Raw genomic sequence first — 21,208 nt, forward strand, 5'->3', positions numbered from 1 at the left:
TATTAAATTGTTGAGTAGTTAATGTTGATAATTTGAGATAGAATTCGTTGTTTAAAAATTAATCTTCACTCCCGCATTCACTTTCACGCCGTAGTATTCCGCCTGCATGGTACGGTCTTTCGTGCCCTGGTAGTAGCGTAGCGGCTGGTTCAGCAAGTTGTTGGCTTCGGCGTAGAAGGTAGTCTTGAACTTCTTTCCGAAGGTATAGCTGGCGTTTACGTCCATATAGTTCACCTTGTCGTAGTAGCGGTCGTAGAAGGTGGTTTCTCCCATTTCGTCGATGAAGTCGGAAGCGAAGTTATAGCTCAGGCGCAGATTCAGGCCGCCTTTCTCAAAGTATAGGGAAGCATTTGCGGTATGCTCCGGCGAGCCGGGCATGCTCAAACCTTTCTCATTCTCGCGTCCTTCGAAGTTGAAGTCTTCCACACGGGAATGGGTGTAGGTGTACGTTCCGTAGAAACCTACACATTTCAGAGCGGGAGCAATGAAGCTGAAGTCGCGCTGGTAGGACAGCTCTACACCTACCAGGTTGGCGTTGCCCGCATTCTTGGGCTGGGTGAAGCGGGTGTAGGTGTTACCCTGGTACTCGTAGTTGGTGCTCACCTGGTCTACGATGAAGTCATCTATCTTCTTGTAGAAGATGCCGGCGCTTATCAGACCGATGCTGCGGAAGTAGTAGTCGGCACTCAAGTCGAAGTTGTAGGAGACGGTAGGTTTCAGTTCCGGGTTTCCGATGGTGATTTCGTTGTCGGAACGCTTGATGTTCACACTGGGCACGAGGGCCGAGTATTTGGGGCGTGACAAGGTCTGGGTAAACGAACCGCGCACTTTGAAGTCATCGTTCACATTCCACTTGGCGAGCAGCGACGGCAGGAAGTTGATGTAGCTGTTGCGCTGACGGTCGGTCTTGCTGGTGAGGTCCTCGTCGGCATCGTAGGTGCGTCCCGTATAGGCAAGGTTAGTGTTCTCTATGCGGAGTCCGGTCATCAGCTCCACGTCTTTTGTCAGTTTTTGGTCGAAGCGGAGGTAGCCGGAAGTCACGGTTTCGCGGGCGTTGAAGTTTCCGGCAAGTTCTTCCTGCACCTGCTCTTTCTCAAAGAGGGAGGCGTTGTTCAAGTCTAAAGAGCCGGTGTATTCCTTGCTGGCGTAGATGCCTGCCTGGTATTTGTTGTTGGGCATGAAGTTCTTGTTGGTCTGGTCCACTGTATTTGCCAGGCTGTTCGTCATGAAGGCGTCTTCGTCCAGAGGAGAGTATTCGTAGAAGTCCACTTCTTTATCCTTGGTCTTGCGCACTACCTTTGCGCCGAACTTCAGCTTGTTGCCGTTCTTGAAAGGAAGCTTGAAGTTGGCAGAGAACTTCAGGTCCTGCTCCTTGATGTCTTCCTGCTGTTCCGTCAGCTCTTTCAGGCTGAATTCATCGTTCAATGTCATAGTAGAGCCTGCTTTGGGGCCGGCAAAGGGTTGGCGTTCGTCGCTCAGGTCCATGTCGAACTTCTGTTTCTTCAGTTGGAAGTCGATGTAGCGTTCGTTGGGACGTTCTTCGCTGGCTTTGGCATAGCTGGCGTGCCAGTCCATGGAGAGGGCGCCGAAGAGGTGTTCGCCGCCAAGGGCAAAGTCCATGGTGCGTTGGCGTTCCAGGCGGGCGTTGCGGTTGTCCGGTGTGCCGGCTTTGGTCTGTATGCGTACGGTGGCGTTGCCGTCGGGGTCAAGGTCTTTCAGCGTGGTGCGGTAGCGGTTCTCCCAGTCGTTGCGGTTGTTGAAGATGCCTTTGAAGGTCAGTTTGTGGTTGGCATTGATATCCCAGTCCAGTGTGGCGGAGTAGCTTTGGCGTTCGCGGGTGACGTAGTATTGGCGGATTTGGTAGTCGTTGACGTACGTCTTGCCGTTGTCATCCTGCTCCCATACAAATTCGGTGTCGTAGGAACCGGAGGGTGAGTTCTGATAGGAGGCCGATACAATCAGGCCGAGTTTGTCGTTGAAGAAGCGGTCGCCATAGGTGAAGCCAAGGTTCAGTTGCGCCTTTTCGCTCACCCAGTTGTAGCCGGTTCCGGCGGTGGCGGCAATGGTGCGCTTGTAGGGGGAGTTCTTGGTGACGAGGTTGATGCTGCCGCCGATGGCGTCGCCGTCCATATCGGCGGTTACTACCTTGTTCACTTCGATGGTCTGAATCATGTCTGCCGGAATGAGGTCGAGCTGTACGTTGCGCGTATCGCCTTCGGCAGAGGGAACGCGGTTACCATTGATGGTGACGGAGCTGAGGTCAGCACTCGTGCCCCGTACTTGCCCGAAGCGCGCCTCGCCTTGGTCGTACTGCACGTTGATGCCGGAGATGCGTTTAAGGGCGTCACCGATGTTGGAGTCGGGGAACTTGCCTACCTGGTCGGCAGAGACTACATTCGTAATCCCCATATTGTTTTTCTGTGAGTTGATGGCACGTCGCTGGCCTTGGAAGGCACCGCCCACTACCACTTCCTGCAGTTCGAGTCCCTCGTTCAGCGTCACGTCTTTCTCCAAAGTGCGGCCTGCGGGGATGGTGATTTTCAGTTCTACAGGAGAATAGCCCACGTAGGTCACCTTTACTGTATAAGTTCCCGGGTCCAGGTTAGAGAATGTGTAGAAGCCGTTGACGTCGCTCGTCACGCCAGTGTGTAGTTTCTCGATGTAGATGGATGCGCCCGGGAGGGTTTGTTTAGTGGCGTCGATGATGCGGCCGCGCACTGTTCCTTGTCTTGTGACATTTGTTTTTTCGTCTGCAATGGCTACATTGCCTGTCGTTGTGAAAAGGAGCGAGAATAAGAGTGCTCTTAAAACCTGTTTCATACTTGTTATTATCTGTTAATAATCTGCCGCAAAAGTAGAGGGTTGGTGTTACACAAGGTTTGCGGGAAATTGAAGAAAGGGTAACGATTCGGTTACAATGTGGTTACACGAGCGGATGAATAGAGAAAAATGTGTATTTGAACTTGATATTTTATAGGAAAAGTGTATATTTGTATCAGTATGAATCAAAGAAAAGTGTGTTATGTTGTACCGGAAGATAGAAAGTGACATCAGAAGCTACTTACAATCAGCCTCTAATAAGGTGCTGGTAGTAGATGGGGCGCGACAGATAGGCAAGTCTTACATTATTCGCCACGCCGGGCAGAGCTTGTTTAAGAATTATATAGAAATCAACATGGAAGCCGATAAGCTGGGCGACCGGGTGTTTGCAGAAGCCAAAACCGTGAGTGACTTTTATCTGGCGTTGAGTGTGGTAGCGGGTGACAAAATGAAAAGTAAGACTGATACGTTGGTCTTTATCGATGAACTGCAAGCATACGACCATTTGCTTACGCTGATAAAGTTCTTGAAGGAGGATGACCGGTTCACCTACATAGCCAGTGGTTCTTTGCTGGGTGTAACGTTGAAAAACACTTCTTCCATTCCTTTAGGCAGTATCGAAGTCAAACATATGTATCCCATGGATTTCGAAGAATTCCTGATAGCCAACGGAGTGGGCGAACTTGTCATCCAAACGATGCGTGCACATTTCATGGAACGCCGTTCCCTGCCCGATGTCCTGCATGCCAAGATACTGGATTTATTTAAGAAATACTTGATTGTGGGTGGGCTTCCCGATGCCGTAAATACATTTGTAGAGGAGAAGAATGTGATGGCTATCCGCCAGATACAGGCCGATATTCATGCTTTGTATGGGATTGACGCATCGAAGTATGAAAAAGAACATTCGCGCTTGAAGATACAGCGCATCTATAGTCTCATTCCATCGAACCTGGAGAATAAAAAGAAACGGGTTGTGGCGAAAGAAATCGAGGGGAAGAAAGGGAAACGGATGGCTGACTATGAAGATGAATTTGATTATCTTATTTCTGCCGGAGTGGCGCTGGAGGTAAAAGCTATCAGCAAACCCAGCTATCCGTTGATGGAGAACAGCGGGAAGAATCTGCTTAAACTATATCTGAATGATGTAGGACTGTTGACCGGCTTATTCTTCAAGAACAATATTCTGGCGGTGATGCAAGATGTGAGGAGCATCAACTTAGGCTCGGTTTACGAGACGGTAGTGGCACAGGAGTTGCGTGCGCACGGATTCAATCTTTATTATTATGACAATAAGAGTCATGGCGAGGTGGATTATCTGATAGATGATGTTGACCATTTGACGGTGATGCCGTTGGAAGTCAAGTCGGGAAAGGACTACACGGTTCATAGTGCGCTCAACCGTTTCTTGGAGGTGGAGGAGTATAATATTCGCGAGGCTTTTGTACTGTCCAATGAGCAGATGGTCTTTCAGAAAGGTGGTATCACTTATGTGCCTATTTACTACATTATGTTCTTCACGCCAGGTACAACGGTAGTCGGAGGGTGGTGACCTTATCGGTTGTTCCCACAAGGCTAATGGTAAGGATGCACGAGATGTGCATCTCAGGCTGTATGAGATGTGCATCTCGAACAACATGAGATGTACATCTCGTGCAGGGAAGGATATAGGGCTTGATGTCTTATCCCATAGTCTGGCAACGGATAAGTACCTTTCTTTCGTCCGCCAGGGTAGTGGCAAAGAGATACGTATCTCCTCCTTCGGCCAGTTTCAGCCGTTTACGCAGTTCGGCAACGGTGGCGGGAAAGTTGCGTACAGTGAGGTTCGCCTTTTTCTCGGCAGCCAGCATCTCTTTCACTTCTTTCTTGCTGAAGCCGCAGGAGGAGGAGATTCGGAACTTGCGGCCGGGGAAGTCGGGAAGGAGGCTGTCCGAAGTGTAGAGGTGGCTGTTGGGATGCAGCTTTTCAACCTTATATAATAAGGAAAGGCTACGGAACGCTCCGGCTTTCAGCACGGAGGTATTCGGTTCGTAGAGGTATGATTTCAGTTGAGGGGTGTAGAGGCATGCGCACTCTTTCTCTTGCCTGCGGGTGAAGACGAGGGTTTGGGGAGCCGGGGCGGAGGTGAAGTTGACACAATGGATGGGGACGTCGTCTGTTGGCAGGGCTTCGCCTTGTCCCAGCAAGAGCAGCAGTTCCTTGCATTCGTTGCCGACAGAAACGATGTGTGCCTGGCGGACCTGTTTCAAATCGTTCATGGCAAGGGTGAGATCGAGCATGGGGGAGAGCTTTATCAGTACGTGCCGTGCCTTCTGGAGCAGCAGTTCTTCCAGGGCGGTACATCGGGTTCACAGTCGCCGATGGCTATGGCCTTTCCGCCGTGTCCGTCGCGGCGGGCAGGGTCTATGAAGATGCAGTCCACGGGTTCCATCTCTTGCAGATGGCGGACGCTGTCTGCGTGGCAGACGGAGATGTGGTTTAGACCGAGGACGGGGAAGTTGTGTGCGGCTATCTGGCAGAGGGCTTCCTGGCGCTCTACGTAAGTGGCATGGCTGAAGCGGGAGGAGAGAAAAGCGCAGTCGATACCGAAACCTCCGGTGAGGTCGGTAAAGGTGCCGGCTGATGCGGGGGTACTGTCCTGCGCGGGATGTTCTTGTTCTGTACGTAGCAGGTTAGCTATAATTTCCGCTTTATACTGTGCCGTTGCTTGGGAGGAGCATTGTTCCAGAGAAAGGTGGGCGGGGTAGAGGATGTCATCGTTCTCCGCCCATGCGGGTATCTTCTCTTTGGCAATCTGCCAGCCGGAAATCTGTGTGATGGCGGCGGGCATGTCTACCGAAGGGTAGCGGCGTGCCTGCAAGGCAAGGCTGCGCACGTCGTCGCGGCGATGCTCGCGGATGAAGCGGAGGGTGTCTTGGGATAAAGGCATGGCTTGGCTTATTTATTCTGATGCAAAGTTATCTCAAAAAGGGCAAAGTGGGGCATAAATTCGCAGCTTTCTGTCTGATTATTCTTCAGACACAGATGACGCTGATAAAGCAGATTAAGAATATTAAAAATCTGCATCATCTACGTCATCCGCGTTAAAGCGATAGCAAATTTAAGTTTCCGGACAAGCTGGGGGTGAGAGTTAAGGGATGACCCGGTATCGCTCCTTTGCTGTCTGCCTGCTGACGCGGTTGAAGTGCCACCATTCGCTGGGTAGCGGGCGGAATCCGGCTTCTTTCATTACCTGCCGGAGCAGCAGCCGGTTTTCACGTTCTTGTTCCGTCAGCTTGCCTTGTGCCACGAGCACGGCTTCTTCTGTGATGTGGGCTTCCCTACCCAGATGGTCTACCGGGGTGCCCATGGGCAGAGGGGTTCCTGCGTCGTCGAGTATGCTGATGTCCACTGCCAATCCGTAGTTGTGCAGGCCGCCGCCGCGTGAGGGGTTGGAGACATAGATGTATTTGGAGGTTCCTTTCACTACGTCCCACATCTTCTGCTGTACGGACAAGGGGCGCGCTGCATCGTAGACGATGAGGCGGTAACCGGGGTGCTGCTCTTTCAGCAGGCGTTGTGCCCGTTTCAGGCTTTCCATGGCATCGGGGTGCAGATAGGCTTCTTTCAGGTCTTCGTACAATAGGGTTCCGGTGAAATTGTCGGCACGGGTGTACATCAGGTCAATGGCGATACTGCTGTCTGCTTCGGCAATATTGACGAAACCGAGAGAGTCCAGGTAGCGGGCTGTCCGGCTTTTGGCCGGAGCCGGAGGGACGGGTGCCGCTATGGTGTCGGCATACGGGATGGTGGCTTCCGTATCCGGGTCTTGTGTCTGCTTTGGCGCTTGTTTTCCGCTACAACCGCATAGTGAGCAGCCAAGCAGCAGATATAACAAGTAAAAGAAATATCGTTCCATCTTACAAGGCATTCTTGGCGGTAAGGATTGATTTCATCAAGGCTATGTCCGAACTGACTTCTCCCTGCATCAGGTATTTGTTTTTCCGTTGGCAGGTGGCTTCGTAAATCTCCTTTGCCTTTGCTGTGTCCTTGTCCCGGTAGAGTGCCAGGGCGCAGAGCAGCCGCTGTTTGGAAGACGTCACATCCTTATATTGCCGGATGTAGGTATCCAGCTCATCGGTATATAATTCTTCTGCCCGTGCGGTCCTCTTTGTCACCAATGCGGTGAAGAGCAGCTCGCAAGCGTTTTCCTTTATCAAAAGTCCGATGACTTCGCGCCTGTGGCTCATTATTTTCTCAAATGCATTGTAGGCGGCTTCCCATTCTTCGCAGTCGAGCAGGCGCGAGGCGCTCATCAAGGCTATGGTGACCTGCAGGGCATCTTTGTAGTTGATGTCTTCCGTTTGGCTGAACCATTCGGCAGGCATGTCCTTAGGACGCATGCCCTCTTGTATCAGTGCGTTGATGCGCAGCTGGGTGACCAATGCCTGCTTGCTCTTGCTGTCCTTGAGAAGCAGGCGCATGTTGTCGGCATCATTGCCGATACCGCCCATCTTCATGGGGATGCCGTTCATCCCTGCAAGGAGAATGCCAATCAGAGAGAGCATCAGAAGGAAGAATTTCAGCAGGTAAGGTAGTCCGTCTACGGTCAGCAGGGGGAGGAAGGCAAGGATGGCGGTCAGCAGGTTGGCAAGCACTCCACCCAGGTTGTACAAGGTGGTCGGGATATCTTCAAGAGGCCTTTCGGGTGGGGTAAGCAGGCATTGGCCTCCCGTTCCGGCAAGGCTGAAACGCTTGATGCATAATTTCCCGTCTTTCCGTATGAAGGTAAGGTTGAAGATGCGGAAGGAGACGAAGCGGTAGCCGGTTGCCAGTCCGCAGACAAGATGCCCGCCTTCGTGCAGAAGCACTTGCAGGAAGATGGAGAACAGCAGAATCAGTATGGCTAACAAGGAAACTCCTACCGTCTCCAGCATGCCGGTTTCGGCAAACTTGCTGCATAAACCATCGAACGAGTCTCCCAAAACCAGGACTCTTACACCTATTACTCCTACAAAGCCGATGCATGCCCCGACCATGAATCCTCCGGCCAATTTAAAAACTTTCTTCATCCTGATATCTTGATAAATGTGTTTGCCGGCAAAGGTAAAGGATTTTATCTGAAATGCAACAACTTGCCCCATGTATCATAAAAAGAAAGAGATTGTGGTTGCCACAACCTCTTTCCGTCACCTAAACCCACTACGCAGGCTACAGATAGGGAATTATAGTAATATAGATACCCGTAATGATGGTCGAAGTGATTACTCCTGAAATATTAGCACCCAGGGCATCTCCCAAGATGAAGGAATTGGGGTTGCCCTTGCTTACTATCCTTCTTAGCTTTACGTTGTAAGTACCATCAGACCGTAGTCCGTCTTTCTTGATTTCTGCGTTGATTGTCAGCATATTAATCCTTTTGTTTATCGGTAAACAAGCGGTAAACAAATGCTGCAAAAGATAGGTAATTCTGTTAGTTTGAGCCAACCTCCACCCATAACGAAAGACAAAAAGAAAAGCGTTAACTGCTTGATTTCTTGCAATTAACGCTTATTTTCTTTGTGGACCAGCCTGGGCTTGAACCAGGGACCTCCAGATTATGAGTCTGTTGCTCTAACCAACTGAGCTACAAGTCCGATGCATCCTTGCTTGGATAGCGGGGACAAAAGTAGCATTTTCTATTGAAATATGCAAGACTTTTGGATAAAATTCCTTATAACCTTTGTCCTTAGAACTTATAAGTCCGTTTTGGATTCTTGGGAAACCAGCCTTTTTTCACTCGTTCTTCCTGCTCGAATATCTCCTTGATGGTCCAGAACGAGGAAAATGCAAAGACGCCCAAAAGGGAGGCTATCATGATGTTCTCCGTATAAAGGGAGGCAATGATGCCGCCGATGCCGAGTAAAAGGAAAATCCACCAGCACTTGGTGCCCCAATAATATTCGGCTTTCACAACTATGGGGTGAAACAAGCCGATGATGAGGAATGTGCAGATACCTATGACAAGGCCCGACAGATGATATTCGTTCAAGAAATCCATTGTTGTTCGTTATTTCTCGGGGCAAATAGGAATCTCCTTCTTGATGCTCTGTTCCAGGGAAATCAAAGTCTCGGTAGCGGTTACGCCAGGAATCTCCTGCATCTTGTTGTTCAGCAAGTCCATCAGATGCTCGTTGTCACGGGCATATACCTTGGTCAGCATGGTGTACGGACCAGTGGTGAAGTGGCATTCTACGATTTCGGGAATCTTGCCCAGCTCGGCAACTACCGTCTTATACATGGAGCCCTTTTCCAGCTTGATTCCTACGTAAGTGCAGGTTCTGTATCCAAGGGACTTGGGATTTACATGATAGCCTGAGCCAACAATAACGCCAAGGTCAATCAGGCGCTGTACACGTTGATGGATGGCAGCACGTGACACGCCACATTCAGCAGCTACGTCCTTGAAAGGGATACGGGCATTTTGGGAAATGATTTCCAGAATCTGCCGGTCAAGATTGTCTATTTTTTCCATAATAGTAAATAAGTAAAGTTCTTGTTGTTATCAAATAGTAAGCAAATATAGGACTTTATTTTAATTTATCTATAAAAAGGGACAGAAAAATGAATAAAAGTGAGGGGTAACGATAAGGCGCGGATTACGCGGAATACACGGATTTAGTTTACCAAATCCGCGTTATTCCTCGTAATCCGCGCCTGAAAGAAGTATCAAGAGGGTTTTGCCCCTCTCTTCGGATTGTTACATTACTTCTCGATACCCAGCAGTTCCACTTCGAATATCAAAGTAGAGAACGGCTTGATTTGGCTACCGGTTTCTCTTGAACCGTATGCCAGGTCGTAGGGGATATAGAGTTCCCACTTAGAGCCGACGGGCATCATGGTGAGGGCCTCTGTCCAGCCTTTGATTACCTGGTTGGCACGGAAAGTAGCAGGTTCGTTGCGCTTGTAAGAGCTATCGAATTCTGTTCCGTCAATCAGCGTACCTTTGTAGTTTACTTTCACCTTGCTGCTGTCGGCAGGAACGGCACCGTTACCCTTGGTGATGATTTTGTATTGCAGACCGCTCGGGGTAGTTACTACACCTTCTTTAGCCTTGTTCTCAGCCAGGAACTTCTCACCGGCAGCTTTGTTGTCGGCATACTTTTCTGCGGTTGCTTTTTCTTTGATGGCATCCATCTGAGTGCGCATGTAATCTTGAGCTTTCATCATGTCCATAGCACCGCCCTTGCCGATGACACCTGCTACGAAACCTGCCAGCAGATTTTCGCGGCTGATGCTCTGTGTAGAGTCGTTGCCGAAGATTTGTTGGTTGAAGCCTTCCACCCATTGCTTGCTGACCATCTGGCCTACTTGCAGACCGGCCATGTAAGCCACGTCTTTCTTATCGATTTTGGCTGCGCCTTCGTTGAAACCTTTTAGGAATTCTGACATCTGGGTTGAGTCAATGCCTTGTTGTGCAAGATACTGGTCCAAACCTTCTGTACGCGCCATACCGATGGCGTAAGATAATGAGTCGATGTCCGTTTTCAAATCAGCTTTCGGACTTTGAGCAGTACAAGATGCCATACCGGCAGCTACTGCAAGAGCCATGAGAAATGTTACTTTTTTCATTTTGCTTTTACTTGTTGTTTATTTAGATAAAATTTTCTGTAATTCGACTTCGAATACGAGCGTGCTGTGGGGGGGAATCATCTCGCCGGCACCCTGCGCTCCGTATGCCAGGTCGCTGGGGATGTAGAGTTTCCACTTGGCACCTTCGGGCATAAGCTGAAGGGCTTCCACCCAACCGGGTATCACTTGGTTTACACCGAACGTGGCAGGCTGGCCGCGCTTGATGGAGCTGTCGAACAGCGTTCCGTCAATCAGTGTGCCTTCGTAGTGGCATTGCACCTGGTCGGTTGCTTTGGCATAGTGACCGACGTTTCCTTCTGTGATAACTTCGTATTGAAGTCCGCTGGGAAGCGTAACAACTCCCTCGCGTTTTTTGTTCTCTTCCAGGAACTTTTTGCCGGCTTCTATGTTTGCTGCGTTCATCTTCTCCTCCAGTTCGGCGAAGTACTTGTTGACGATGTCACGGGCTTCTGTATGGCTGATTGCCGTCTGGTTGCCCTCCAAAACGTCTTTGATTGCTTGTGCAAAGTCATCTACTGCAATGCCTTTGGCACCCATGCTTAAAAGATTCTGACCTATTCCAAGGCCGATAGCATAACTGAATTTGTCCATAAGATTCTTTTGTTGACGACCGGATTGGTTTCTTTTCCAGTCTATTGCAAATTTACGAATGGCAAAAGTACGTCTTTTATTTGAATGATAAGGCTTTTAAGTATTTAATTTTTCTTATTTATATCACAACTTGAACATTCTTCTTATATTTGTCTTACTTTAATAAAGGAAAGGAGCAGAAAATGAAGAACTTGGTCATATTGTCGGGTGCCGGTATGAGCGCCGAGAGCGGCATCAGCACATTCCGTGATGCGGGCGGACTGTGGGACAAATATCCGGTGGAGCAGGTGGCAACTCCCGAGGGGTATGCACGTAATCCGGAACTGGTCATTAATTTCTATAACGAACGTCGCAAGCAGTTGCTCGATGTGGTGCCGAATGCCGGGCATCTGGGCGTTGCCGACCTGGAGGGGGATTTCAATGTAACGGTCGTCACCCAAAACGTAGATAATCTGCACGAGCGTGCCGGCAGCACGCACGTGATACACTTGCACGGAGAACTGACGAAGGTTTGTTCCAGCCGCGACCCTTATAATCCGCATTTCGTCAAGGAACTGGCGCCGGAGGAATATGAAGTAAAGTTGGGCGACAAGGCGGGCGACGGCACGCAACTCCGCCCGTTCATCGTGTGGTTTGGCGAGTCGGTGCCGGAGATTGAGACTGCCATCCGGTATGTGGAGCAGGCAGACATCTTCGTCATCATCGGCACCAGCCTGAACGTTTATCCCGCTGCGGGACTGCTGAACTACGTGCCCCGTGCCGCCGAAGTGTATCTGATAGACCCTAAGCCGGTGGACACGCACGTCATGCGTCCGATACATGTCATTCAAAAGGGAGCTTCGGAAGGGGTAAAAGAGTTGAAGGTGCTGCTTGCAGCTACCCAGCCTCCTTTGCCTTAGGACTTAATCTCCTACGTCTTAGGACTTAGCCCCTCACGGTATAGGACTTAATATGCAGAACATCCGGATGTCTTTCTCCAAAACACCCGGATGTTTTACCCCAAAACATGGGGATGTTTTGCCCCATTACATCCGGATGTTTTAGGTGAAAACATGGGGATGTTTTGGGTACTCACTCCTATACTGTAGGGAGCTGGGTATAGGGGAGATTCCCGCAAGGTATAGGTCTTGCGGGAACAAAGTATATTTGTCCTTGAAATTTGTGCTATTTCTTTATCACGGCCCGTAGTACGAACCAGGCATGATGGGCTACGGTACTCGCCAGTCCGTAATGTCGCGCCATGATGCGGAAGCGTTCGCGCAGGGATGCTTGCCGGTTCTGGGTGGTCATTCCTTCTTCCAGATAGTCGATGAGGGTGAGATGGGTATTGTGCAAGGTCCGTGCTTTCTTCATCACCCGGATGCACCAGTCGAAGTCGGCGGAGAAGCGGTATTGCAGGTCGTAGGGTTCTACAAGGGAAGCTTTGGCAAAGAACGCCTGATGGCAGACCAGCATACCCTGCTTGAAGCTTCGCCAGGTAAGCACTTCCGGGGCGGCGAGGCGGCGCATGCGGATGAAGTGGCCTTCCTTATCTACCAGCTCCGTTTCGCCGTACAGCACGTCGGGCAGTTCGTTGTCGGAGATGGAGTGCACCATCTGCTGCAAGGTGTCGTCCTCGTGGAAGCTGTCGCCGGCATTGAGGAAGCAGAGGTAATCGCCGGTGGCAAGGCGGATGCCTTTGTTCATGGCGTCGTACAGTCCCTTGTCCGGTTCGCTCACGATGCGGGTGATGCGGTCGCGGTAACGGTCGATAATGGAGAGCGTGCCGTCTTTGGACGCACCGTCCACAATGATGTATTCCACGTGGTGGTAGGTTTGCGTGATAACGCTTTGAATCGTGTCCTCCAGTACCGCTTCGGCATTGTAGGTCACGGTGATGATGCTGAATTTCGGGGTGGGGTGGTTATGCATTTCTTCCGGTCACTTTGTTGTAAAGGTCAATGTATTTCTTGGCGACGACGTTCTCCGAATAGTGGGAGACGGCTTTCCGGCAGGCTTGTTCCGAGAGGCTGGGGTAGTCGGGTTCGGTCAGCGTCCAGTAGATGCCGTTGGCAAAGTCTTCCGAGGATTTGTATTGTGCCACGTAGCCGTTGTGCAGGTGGTCTATCATCTCGGGGATGCCGCCCACGTTGAATCCGACGCAGGGAATGCCGCATGCCATGGCTTCCATGATGGTGTTCGGCAGGTTCTCTTCCAGCGAGGGGGTCACGAAGATGTCCACGGCATTGTAGATGTTCACCAATTGGTGTTCGTTGCTGACGAAGTTCAGCGGGTAGACCTTGAATGGAAGCAGGTTTTCCAGTTGTTGCGATTGGTTGCCGAAGACGACGACACCCAACTGTTCCCGGAGTTCGGGATGCTTGTCAGCCAGCAGTCGGCACGATTCTATCAGGTAGTCGATGCCTTTCCGTTTGTCCGTAATCTTCACCGAGCCGAACAACATGAGTTTCTTGTCTTGCGGCAGTAGGCAACGGCTGCGGGCTTCCTGCCGGTTGCGGGGCTTGAAGAGGTTGGTGTTGATGGGGTTGGGGATGCACGTCACGGCATGTCCGCAGAAGAGGGCGCTTGTCCGGGCACGTTCTTCCAGCCAGCGGCTGCAGGTGACGAAGTTGATGTGACGGTTGCGATACAATGCCTGCTTTTTGTGGAAGATGCGGTAGGAAAGGTCACGTTTGCCTCCACCTCCGTGGATGAAGGGGCAGTTGTGGCACTCCTGCTGGTAGTGGGTGCACTCGCGGGCATGGTGACAGATGCTGGTGCAGGGCCACATGTCGTGCATGGTCCAGACGACGGGCTTGCCCGAGGCGAGAATCTTCTCGATGTTCTTCAGCGAGAGCATCCCCTGGTTTATCCAGTGCAGATGGATGACGTCTGCTTGCTGGAATTCGGGCAGTGAGGTGATGTCTGTGCCCGTGTTGGCAATGTCTACGGCAAAGATGTTCTTCTTGTTGAAGCGGTTGGCGCTCCAGATGACGATGCGCTCCCAGACGAACTTCCACACCATGCGCCAGTTATGGTCCAGCGACACAACGGAGATTTGGTCGGTCTGCTTGTCGCGCACCAGCAGCTTGGCTTTGATGCCGTGGTTCTTGAGTGATTCCATCAGACGGCTGGCGGCGATGGCTGCGCCGCCGATGCGTTCGGATGTATTGATAAGTAGTACTCTCATGACTGTTGTTCGTTTCTTCTTTCTTGAATGGCTTTGTAACCGATAGGTTGCTGTTGCGTTATTTTCTTCTGGGACAATTGCGACAGGGCGAGGTAGATGTCGTCAAACTCTCTACGGCTGTCTTCTGAGAGGTCGTTCAGGGCAGAGAGGGTTTCTTCACTTATTTCCTCTAAGGCCTTCATGCGTTGTTTCAAGTCTTCCAGTTCCCGGCTACTGCTGATTGTGGGCAGTTCTTGCCGGATGGCAACGAAAGCTCTCATGATGGCAATGTTTACATAGATGGCGATGTCGCTGTTCAGGATGCCGGATAGCATGGCAAGGCCTTGCTCGGTGAAGGCGTAAGGCAGTTTGCGTGTGCCGCCCCAACTTGAAATCACAAATTGTGACTTCAAGTTGTCCCACTCTTCCTTTGTCAGTTGAAACATGGAATCAGAAGGAAACCTTTTGATGTTTCTTTTAACAGCTTGGTTTAATGCTCTGACTTCTACTTGATAAAGTTCTGCCAAATCCTTATCCAGCATTACCTTTACACCCCTTACTCCGTGTATCCGGTTTTGTATGATTTCTTGTTCCATAGTGTTCCTTTTGCTTCAACTTATCTCCCTTTTGTCGGAAATATGAGACAAAAGTAGTGCTTTTCCCGGAGAAACGGTATCGGTCAGGCTCCGAAATCTCCTTTCAATGTACGTTTTATTCTCCTCAGCGCCTTTGCCCAGAAGCAGTTGGTGCGATGGTAGTAGCGGGCAAAGCAGCGGCGTGCTTCCAGGTTCTCGGTAATCGGCTGATTTTTTTTACGGGTAGCGGCTTCAACCAAAGCGATGAGTCGTACAGCCCACCGCCACCGCAGTTGGTGCCGGTACCGTCGAAACCGTTGTTGCGGACCAATGAACGGCCTACATTCAGTGAAAGGATATCGGCAAGGAACAGACTGGCATTCCAGCGTATCGCCCACGAGTTGTTCTTTCCCTCGGTTTGCTGACGCAGCATGCGGGTGAAGCGGTAGGTGCCGTCGAAGTCGAAAGTGCGGGTCAGCTTGCGTGCCTCCAACTGCTGCAACAGCGCCTTGCCATCGGGGTTGAAGTGCTGCCAGACACGTTTCCAGGTGCCCATCCCCAGCTGCCGGTCCACTTGATGAGGAACGTATCGGGCAGGGTAGGGTCTTGCGTGAAGTCGCATGCCTGGATATGGCCTACACGGGGTTCGTCCTGATAAGTGTCGAGGGCATCGTTCATGAAGCGCAGGAAGTAGGGAGCCACGATGAGGTCGTCTTCCAGCACGATGACCCGTCCGTAGCGGTCTATTTGCGTGGTCACGCCGTCGATGATGTTGTTTGCTAGTCCCCGGTTCTCTGCCCGCTCTATGATTTCGATGGAGCGGAAGCCGCTGATGGTGTGCAGGTAGCGGCGCACTTCGTCCACTTCCGGCTGCCGGCTGTCGTCGCGGGCGGCATCGGAGTAGATGATGAGGGGACTGTCTGCTGCTTCCCGGTTGGCAAGCAGGCTTTCCACCAGTTGCCGGGTGTGCGCGGGGCGGTTGTAGGTGAATAGCAGGATGGGGGAATAGGATTTCATGGTTTCTTCTTTTATATATGAATACTATTTTATGGCAGATACCACCTGCCTGTTGCTTGTTCTTCCGGCGATAGCCGATGACGGCTTTTGTCTCTCCCAAGAGCCGGGCGGTTATTTCCAGATAGGCAAAAGCGCCATTTACTCCCTTTGCTCCATTCTTCAGTCCTGCCTGCAATGCTTTCTTGACGCTTGCCAATACTCCGTAGGCAAAGGCTTTGGGGAATGAGTAATGCAGATTGGCATATTCCGACAACAGATATACCTGTTCCGAACGGAGGAAGGCGGCACGGGTGACAGGACGGTTCTCGCGGTCGTGGCATCCGAATACCGTTGGCGAGTAGCCCACCCGATAGTCGTGATAGTGCAGGCGGTTGATGTAGTCCACGTCTTCCCCGTAGTGGTAGAACAAGGGACAGAAGCCGCCAATCCGCCTCAATACATCAGTAGGTATAAACCAAAAGGCGGCATTGACGAAAGAGATAGGACGGAGGGCTTCGGCAGAGGAGGAGGAAGGCGCAATCTCCGTCTCTTGCAGCTCGGCATAGGCGGCAAATCCTTTCTCCAACCTATCGCCGCTGCCCGTGAGGTGGGTAGGCGAAAGAATGCCATACTCCGGATGCTGTCGGCTGAGTTGTGCCAAGGTGCCGAGGGTGTCGGGGGCAATCCACGCATCCTGGTTCAGCAGGAATACGGCATCATACCCTTCGTCCAGGGCAATCGTCATGCCGAGATTGTTGGCACGCCCGAAGCCGAGGTTCGTTCCGGCTTCGATGAGGCGCACTTCGGGATACCGTTTCTTGATGAGCCGGACCGTGTGGTCTTGCGAGTTATTGTCCACCACGATGACGTCGGCAGGATATTCCGACTGCCGCAGGCTGCCTAAGCAGCGGTCCATCCAACGCTCAAAGTTATAGGATACGATGATGACTAATGTTTTCATGCGTCGGTCTGTTTTAAGTCGGTTGAATTGAGCTGTTCCACGAGGGCGTCCGACGAGCCGCTCACCACCTTCCGGCAGAACATCTTGCCCGATTGTTTTAGGGCAGGCAGGTCATCCAGTGTCATGGTCTTAATCTCCTTGCCATATATTATATAATGTAGGGGCGTCAGCGTAAAGAGCCCTCCGTACTCTTCCGTATGCAGTTGCGCCCGGGCGGCAAAGGGAGAGTTGAACACGATGGTCTGTATGCACAGTTCGCTGGGGACGAAGCTGGTCTTGAAGTAAGACTTCAGCCTGCCGTACTCCTTGCAGAGCACATCGTGCACATAGTGCGTGCAAGGCATGGTCAGTGCCCAATAGTCGGAGCCGAAATAGACCTCCGCCTTGGGATTATCCCCTATCCGCAGCGTGTCTGCCTTACGGATGGGCAACAGCTTCATCAGGCAGCGCGAAGCCACAATCAGCTTGTTCTTCAACCAAAGGTTGTTCCACTTCAAGTCGCGGAAGAAGTGGTAATGCTCTATTTTGGAGCGTTGCTGCCTGTTGTTGCTGCGGCTCAGGTTCATGGCGGCGATGAACTCCGTGTCCCGATGCTCGTTGAAGTAGCGGTGAATTTTTTCATTCGCCCACAGGGGATAGTCTTGCCCGGTGAGGCATACTACGCGGGTATATGCCATGCCGCTGTGAATGACGGCAGCCAACAGTTCTTTCTGGTATTCCACTTGCTCCCAACCTCCCCAGCTCACCCAGTGGCGTGGGACAAACGTAACCTTGCCCCTCAATGCCTCCTCGAACGGCGCGATGTCTGCCTTTGCGTCTATGTGTACATAGAAATCGGCATCATCATCCAGCGCCCTTACCAAACGTGCCAAGTGCGGGGCATCCTTATAGGCGGATATGACATAGGCTATGCGGCTCATATTCTTCTTTTCTTTAAAAGGAATTCGATGCTTTCCTTGAAGATGACGGATTGCAGCTTCCACAATATCAGCGCGTAGAGTCCTGCCACCATCACCACCTTGGCCGCTAAGCCAGATAGGGGTTCTCAATGGGCAGCGTGGCATAATGTGTCAGCGTGACCAATGCGATGGATATTGCCAGATAGGGGGAGATGTCTTTCAGCATATCGCGCAGCGCCAACCCTATCTCCTTCTTGACAAAGTGGAACCAGACAAACAGCCAGCCGATATTGATGGCAACGAAAATGCGCAGCATCCACTCCAGCCCGTATGGGTACATGGCACACGTTGCCACTATTTGCAACAGACTCAGGCTGATGGTGCTCCACATATAGATAGAAGAATGCCCCCGGCTGATGAGCAGGTTGGAGAACAGATTGATGACGGGGATGAATGCCCCCCAGATGCAGAGCATCTGCATGATGTCGGCACTCTCCAGCCATTTCTCCGTAATGGCTATGACAATCAGCTCTTTCGAAACCAAACTCAGTCCCAGCATGGCGGGGAAAGAGATAAAGGCGGTGAAGCGCAACAGCTTTCTGAATACGGCAAGTTGCCGTGCCTTGTCATCGGCAACACGGGTAAAGACGGGCTGTGCAATGCCGTTTATCATGCCCGTAATCGTGGTATGTCCCATGCCGTTCCACTTGTTTGCCTGCGTAAAGTTACCCACTTCCCGTTCCGAATAGAACTTACCCAGCAAGACGGAAAACAGATTGTTATTGATGATGGTGAAGATATTCGTAATGATTATCTTGCTGCTGAATCCTATCATCTCCCTGATGGGTGTAAAGTCGAACCGGAAGCGGGGTCTCCAACGCGAGAAGTAGAAGTTAAGAATCGTCATTACGGTGATGAAAGAGATGCTTTGCAGTGCAATTCCCCAATAAGCGAATCCGTTTGCCGCCAATGTGATGCCCACAATGCCGGAGACTATCAGACTTGAAATAGAAATGACGGTAGTGTCCTTGATTCTGAGGTTCTTGAATAGATATGCCCTCGGTGCAATGCTCATACTGGAAATGACGAATCCCAAGAAGGAAAGGCGGGACAGCGGTATCAGTTCGGGCGTATCGTAGAAGTCGGCAATCAGCGGTGCGGCAAAGAAGAGTAATATATATATAGTAGTGCTGCACATCAGGCTGAACCAGAACACGGCGTTGTAATCCTTGTGCAAAGTCTCCTTCCGGTTGGTCAGTGCCGAAATGAACCCACCCTCCTGCAAGGCGGCGGCAATGGCGGAGAAGATGGTAAGCATCCCTACCATACCATAATCCGAAGCATCCAGCAGACGGGCAAGGACTATTCCGAATCCCAGATTCAACAACTGCTGTATGCCGTTGCTGAATCCTCCCCAGAAGAGGCCTTTGGCTGTTTTTTCTTTGAGTGATGTATCGGACATAGTTTATTGGTTGATAAAGCAACGAGTCAACAAGGCTACGAGACTTTTCTTTCCTCCTTGTAGCCTTGTTAACTCGTTACCTTGTTACTGTTTTATTTCACCTCGCTGCCCGGCTTCACCTCTTTCAGCAGTGAAGTCACCGCCAGCGAGCCGTCATAATTCTCGGCAGAGAGAATCATTCCCTCACTTACCAGCCCGTTCTTGAATTGGCGCGGAGCGAGGTTGGCGATGAACAGCACTTGCTTGCCTACCAGTTCTTCCGGTTTGTAGTGCTGGGCAATGCCGCTGACGATGGTACGGTTTTCCAATCCGTCAGCAATCTTGAACTTCAGCAGCTTCTTCATCTTGGGTACAGCTTCGCATTCAAGCACTGTACCTACGCGGATATCCAGCTTTTCAAAATCTTCGAAGGCAATGGTCGGCTTGATGGGGTTTGCCTTGTAGGTGGCGGCTTCGTTTGCCTTCTTGGTGGCAAGCAGCTTGTCCACTTGTGCCTGGATGACGTCGTCCTCTATCTTTTCGAACAGCAGTTCGGGGGTGCCCAGCTGATGTCCGGCAGGCAGCAAGTCGGTGTGTCCCAGCTCTGCCCAGTCAAAGCTGTCCATGTTCAGCATCTTGCGAAGCTTCTCGCTGCTGAAGGGCAGGAACGGTTCGAAGGCGATGGCGAGGTTGGCAACCAACTGCAACGATATATGGAGGATGGTGGCTACGCGCTCCATGTCCGTCTTGGCAAGCTTCCACGGCTCGGTGTCGGCAAGGTATTTGTTTCCGATACGGGCAAGGTTCATCGCTTCCTTCTGTGCGTCGCGGAACTTGAATACATCCAGCAACTTCTCTACCTCTGCCTTGACGTCGGCAAATTCTTTCAGCGTCTCGCGGTCGTAGTCGTTCAGTTCGCCTGCGGCGGGCACTACGCTGTCGAAGTACTTCTTGGTGAGTTGCAGGGCGCGGTTCACGAAGTTGCCATAAACGGCAACCAGCTCGTTGTTATTACGTGCCTGGAAGTCCTTCCAGGTGAAGTCGTTGTCTTTTGTCTCCGGTGCGTTGGCGGTCAGCACGTAGCGCAGCACATCCTGCTTGCCGGGGAAGTCAACGAGATACTCGTGCAGCCATACCGCCCAGTTGCGTGAAGTGGAAATCTTGTCGCCCTCCAGGTTCAGGAACTCGTTGCTCGGCACGTTGTCCGGCAGGATGTAGCTACTCTGCCTTCAGCATGGCGGGGAACACGATGCAGTGGAACACGATATTGTCTTTTCCGATGAAGTGTACCAGACGCGTTTCGGGGTCTTTCCACCATTTCTCCCATGTGTCGGGCAGCAACTCTTTGGTGTTGCTGATGTAGCCGATAGGGGCGTCGAACCATACATAGAGCACTTTGCCCTCGGCACCCTCTACGGGAACGGGAATACCCCAATCCAGGTCGCGGCTCACGGCACGCGGCTGCAAGCCCATGTCGAGCCAGCTCTTGCATTGGCCATAAACATTGGGACGCCACTCCTTATGGTCTTCCAGAATCCATTGGCGAAGCATTCCTCGTGTTTGTCCAGCGGCAGATACCAGTGCTTCGTCTCACGCATCACGGGCTGGCTGCCGCTGATGGCACTCTTCGGATTAATCAGGTCCGTGGGGCTGAGGCTGGTGCCGCACTTCTCGCATTGGTCGCCGTAAGCGCCTTCGGCATGGCAGTGGGGGCACTCGCCGGTGATGTAGCGGTCGGCAAGGAAGGTCTTGGCTTCTTCGTCGTAATACTGCATGCTGGTCTTTTCGATGAATTCTCCCTTATCGTACAGCTTGCGGAAGAAGTCGGAAGCCGTGTCGTGATGCGTCTTTGAGGTAGTACGGCTGTACACGTCGAAGGAGACGCCGAACTCTTCGAAAGACTTCTTTATAAGCGTATGATAGCGGTCCACCACGTCTTGCGGGGTGATGCCTTCCTTCTTGGCGCGGATGGTGATGGGCACTCCGTGTTCGTCGGAGCCGCCGATGAAGATTACATCTTCCTTTTTCAGTCGCAGGTAGCGGACGTAGATGTCGGCAGGAACATAAACGCCTGCCAGGTGTCCGATATGAACCGGGCCGTTGGCATACGGCAATGCCGAGGTCACGGTGTACGTTTGAATTTCTTTTCCATTGTGTTATTATGTA

Annotated in this window: 14 protein-coding genes, 1 tRNA gene and 6 pseudogenes; 3 read left to right on the forward strand and 18 right to left on the reverse strand. The window is 51.5% G+C overall.

Annotation, left to right across the window (positions count from 1 at the left end; all coding sequences use genetic code 11):
• Positions 1-51 precede the first annotated feature (51 nt).
• The gene (locus JCM16496_RS03700; RefSeq protein ID WP_025832398.1) at positions 52-2,820 is read right to left on the reverse strand and encodes a TonB-dependent receptor; all 2,769 of its coding nucleotides are present in this window, start codon (positions 2,818-2,820) and stop codon (positions 52-54) included.
• 202 nt (positions 2,821-3,022) lie between these two features.
• Here JCM16496_RS03700 and JCM16496_RS03705 point away from each other — a divergent pair, with 202 nt between their 5' ends.
• Entirely contained in the window at positions 3,023-4,372 is a 1,350-nt protein-coding gene (locus JCM16496_RS03705; RefSeq protein ID WP_025832399.1) for an ATP-binding protein, read from the forward strand.
• 130 nt (positions 4,373-4,502) lie between these two features.
• Here JCM16496_RS03705 and JCM16496_RS03710 read toward each other — a convergent pair.
• The 9 genes and pseudogenes from JCM16496_RS03710 to bamJ (JCM16496_RS03750) all read right to left on the reverse strand — a co-directional run bounded on the left by JCM16496_RS03710 (position 4,503) and on the right by bamJ (JCM16496_RS03750) (position 11,022).
• A pseudogene (locus tag JCM16496_RS03710) lies at positions 4,503-5,749 on the reverse strand (THUMP-like domain-containing protein).
• Positions 5,750-5,950: 201 nt separating this feature from the next.
• A complete protein-coding gene (locus JCM16496_RS03715) occupies positions 5,951-6,718 on the reverse strand; it encodes a M15 family metallopeptidase (RefSeq protein WP_025832400.1) in 768 nt (255 codons plus the stop codon).
• A 1-nt stretch (position 6,719) separates the two neighbouring features.
• Entirely contained in the window at positions 6,720-7,871 is a 1,152-nt protein-coding gene (locus JCM16496_RS03720) for a zinc metalloprotease (protein WP_025832401.1), read from the reverse strand.
• A 139-nt stretch (positions 7,872-8,010) separates the two neighbouring features.
• Positions 8,011-8,139 (reverse strand): annotated as a pseudogene (locus tag JCM16496_RS03725) (Na+-translocating decarboxylase subunit beta); the annotation flags it as partial.
• Positions 8,140-8,361: 222 nt separating this feature from the next.
• Positions 8,362-8,435 (reverse strand) — tRNA-Ile (locus JCM16496_RS03730).
• 92 nt (positions 8,436-8,527) lie between these two features.
• A complete protein-coding gene (locus tag JCM16496_RS03735; RefSeq protein WP_005830847.1) occupies positions 8,528-8,839 on the reverse strand; it encodes a DUF4491 family protein in 312 nt (103 codons plus the stop codon).
• Between the two features lie 9 nt (positions 8,840-8,848).
• A complete protein-coding gene (locus JCM16496_RS03740) occupies positions 8,849-9,313 on the reverse strand; it encodes an Lrp/AsnC family transcriptional regulator (protein ID WP_005830846.1) in 465 nt (154 codons plus the stop codon).
• Between the two features lie 230 nt (positions 9,314-9,543).
• Positions 9,544-10,410, reverse strand: coding sequence for a BamJ family beta-barrel-assembly machinery protein (bamJ, locus tag JCM16496_RS03745; protein WP_025832406.1), 867 nt, complete (start codon positions 10,408-10,410; stop codon positions 9,544-9,546).
• Between the two features lie 18 nt (positions 10,411-10,428).
• Positions 10,429-11,022, reverse strand: coding sequence for a BamJ family beta-barrel-assembly machinery protein (bamJ, locus tag JCM16496_RS03750; RefSeq protein ID WP_005830842.1), 594 nt, complete (start codon positions 11,020-11,022; stop codon positions 10,429-10,431).
• Between the two features lie 182 nt (positions 11,023-11,204).
• Between bamJ (JCM16496_RS03750) and JCM16496_RS03755 the strand changes: the two genes are divergently transcribed.
• Positions 11,205-11,921, forward strand: a complete 717-nt coding sequence (locus JCM16496_RS03755) for an SIR2 family NAD-dependent protein deacylase (protein WP_025832408.1) — start codon at positions 11,205-11,207, stop codon at positions 11,919-11,921.
• 265 nt (positions 11,922-12,186) lie between these two features.
• Here the strand turns inward: JCM16496_RS03755 and JCM16496_RS03760 are convergent, their stop codons facing one another.
• The 4 genes and pseudogenes from JCM16496_RS03760 to JCM16496_RS03775 form a co-directional block, all read right to left on the reverse strand.
• Positions 12,187-12,933, reverse strand: coding sequence for a glycosyltransferase family 2 protein (locus tag JCM16496_RS03760; RefSeq protein ID WP_025832410.1), 747 nt, complete (start codon positions 12,931-12,933; stop codon positions 12,187-12,189).
• A complete protein-coding gene (locus tag JCM16496_RS03765; protein ID WP_025832412.1) occupies positions 12,926-14,191 on the reverse strand; it encodes a glycosyltransferase family 4 protein in 1,266 nt (421 codons plus the stop codon). Before JCM16496_RS03765 ends, JCM16496_RS03760 begins: the two co-directional genes overlap by 8 nt.
• Positions 14,188-14,766, reverse strand: a complete 579-nt coding sequence (locus tag JCM16496_RS03770) for an ORF6N domain-containing protein (RefSeq protein WP_025832415.1) — start codon at positions 14,764-14,766, stop codon at positions 14,188-14,190. Before JCM16496_RS03770 ends, JCM16496_RS03765 begins: the two co-directional genes overlap by 4 nt.
• Before the next feature lie 83 nt (positions 14,767-14,849).
• A pseudogene (locus JCM16496_RS03775) lies at positions 14,850-15,762 on the reverse strand (glycosyltransferase).
• A gap of 31 nt (positions 15,763-15,793) precedes the next feature.
• Here JCM16496_RS03775 and JCM16496_RS23420 point away from each other — a divergent pair.
• Positions 15,794-15,988 carry a hypothetical protein gene (locus tag JCM16496_RS23420; RefSeq protein WP_244440226.1) on the forward strand — a complete coding sequence of 65 codons (195 nt, stop codon included), beginning with the start codon at positions 15,794-15,796 and terminating at the stop codon, positions 15,986-15,988.
• 156 nt (positions 15,989-16,144) lie between these two features.
• Here the strand turns inward: JCM16496_RS23420 and JCM16496_RS23425 are convergent.
• The 4 genes and pseudogenes from JCM16496_RS23425 to metG form a co-directional block, all read right to left on the reverse strand.
• Positions 16,145-16,702 (reverse strand): annotated as a pseudogene (locus JCM16496_RS23425) (glycosyltransferase family 2 protein); the annotation flags it as partial.
• On the reverse strand, positions 16,699-17,622 hold the full coding sequence (locus JCM16496_RS03790) for a beta-1,6-N-acetylglucosaminyltransferase (protein ID WP_025832419.1): 924 nt from the start codon (positions 17,620-17,622) through the stop codon (positions 16,699-16,701). The pseudogene JCM16496_RS23425 and the gene JCM16496_RS03790, both read right to left, overlap by 4 nt.
• Positions 17,619-19,063 (reverse strand): annotated as a pseudogene (gene wzx / locus JCM16496_RS03795) (O-glycosylation flippase). The gene JCM16496_RS03790 and the pseudogene wzx overlap by 4 nt, the downstream one beginning before the upstream one ends.
• A gap of 92 nt (positions 19,064-19,155) precedes the next feature.
• Positions 19,156-21,194: pseudogene (metG, locus tag JCM16496_RS03800) on the reverse strand (methionine--tRNA ligase).
• Positions 21,195-21,208: the final 14 nt, after the last annotated feature.

The organism is Bacteroides rodentium JCM 16496, from assembly GCF_000614125.1.
Lineage (GTDB): Bacteria > Bacteroidota > Bacteroidia > Bacteroidales > Bacteroidaceae > Bacteroides > Bacteroides rodentium.

Coding starts and splice junctions, on each gene's coding strand:
- JCM16496_RS03755 (WP_025832408.1), top strand. CDS start 11,205: ATGAAGAACTTGGTCATATTGTCGGGTGCCGGTATGAGCGCCGAGAGC.
- bamJ (WP_025832406.1), bottom strand. CDS start 10,410: ATGAAAAAAGTAACATTTCTCATGGCTCTTGCAGTAGCTGCCGGTATG.
- bamJ (WP_005830842.1), bottom strand. CDS start 11,022: ATGGACAAATTCAGTTATGCTATCGGCCTTGGAATAGGTCAGAATCTT.
- JCM16496_RS03765 (WP_025832412.1), bottom strand. CDS start 14,191: ATGAGAGTACTACTTATCAATACATCCGAACGCATCGGCGGCGCAGCC.
- JCM16496_RS03700 (WP_025832398.1), bottom strand. CDS start 2,820: ATGAAACAGGTTTTAAGAGCACTCTTATTCTCGCTCCTTTTCACAACG.
- JCM16496_RS03735 (WP_005830847.1), bottom strand. CDS start 8,839: ATGGATTTCTTGAACGAATATCATCTGTCGGGCCTTGTCATAGGTATC.
- JCM16496_RS23420 (WP_244440226.1), top strand. CDS start 15,794: ATGGCAGATACCACCTGCCTGTTGCTTGTTCTTCCGGCGATAGCCGAT.
- JCM16496_RS03705 (WP_025832399.1), top strand. CDS start 3,023: ATGTTGTACCGGAAGATAGAAAGTGACATCAGAAGCTACTTACAATCA.
- JCM16496_RS03760 (WP_025832410.1), bottom strand. CDS start 12,933: ATGCATAACCACCCCACCCCGAAATTCAGCATCATCACCGTGACCTAC.
- JCM16496_RS03770 (WP_025832415.1), bottom strand. CDS start 14,766: ATGGAACAAGAAATCATACAAAACCGGATACACGGAGTAAGGGGTGTA.
- JCM16496_RS03720 (WP_025832401.1), bottom strand. CDS start 7,871: ATGAAGAAAGTTTTTAAATTGGCCGGAGGATTCATGGTCGGGGCATGC.
- JCM16496_RS03715 (WP_025832400.1), bottom strand. CDS start 6,718: ATGGAACGATATTTCTTTTACTTGTTATATCTGCTGCTTGGCTGCTCA.
- JCM16496_RS03790 (WP_025832419.1), bottom strand. CDS start 17,622: ATGAGCCGCATAGCCTATGTCATATCCGCCTATAAGGATGCCCCGCAC.
- JCM16496_RS03740 (WP_005830846.1), bottom strand. CDS start 9,313: ATGGAAAAAATAGACAATCTTGACCGGCAGATTCTGGAAATCATTTCC.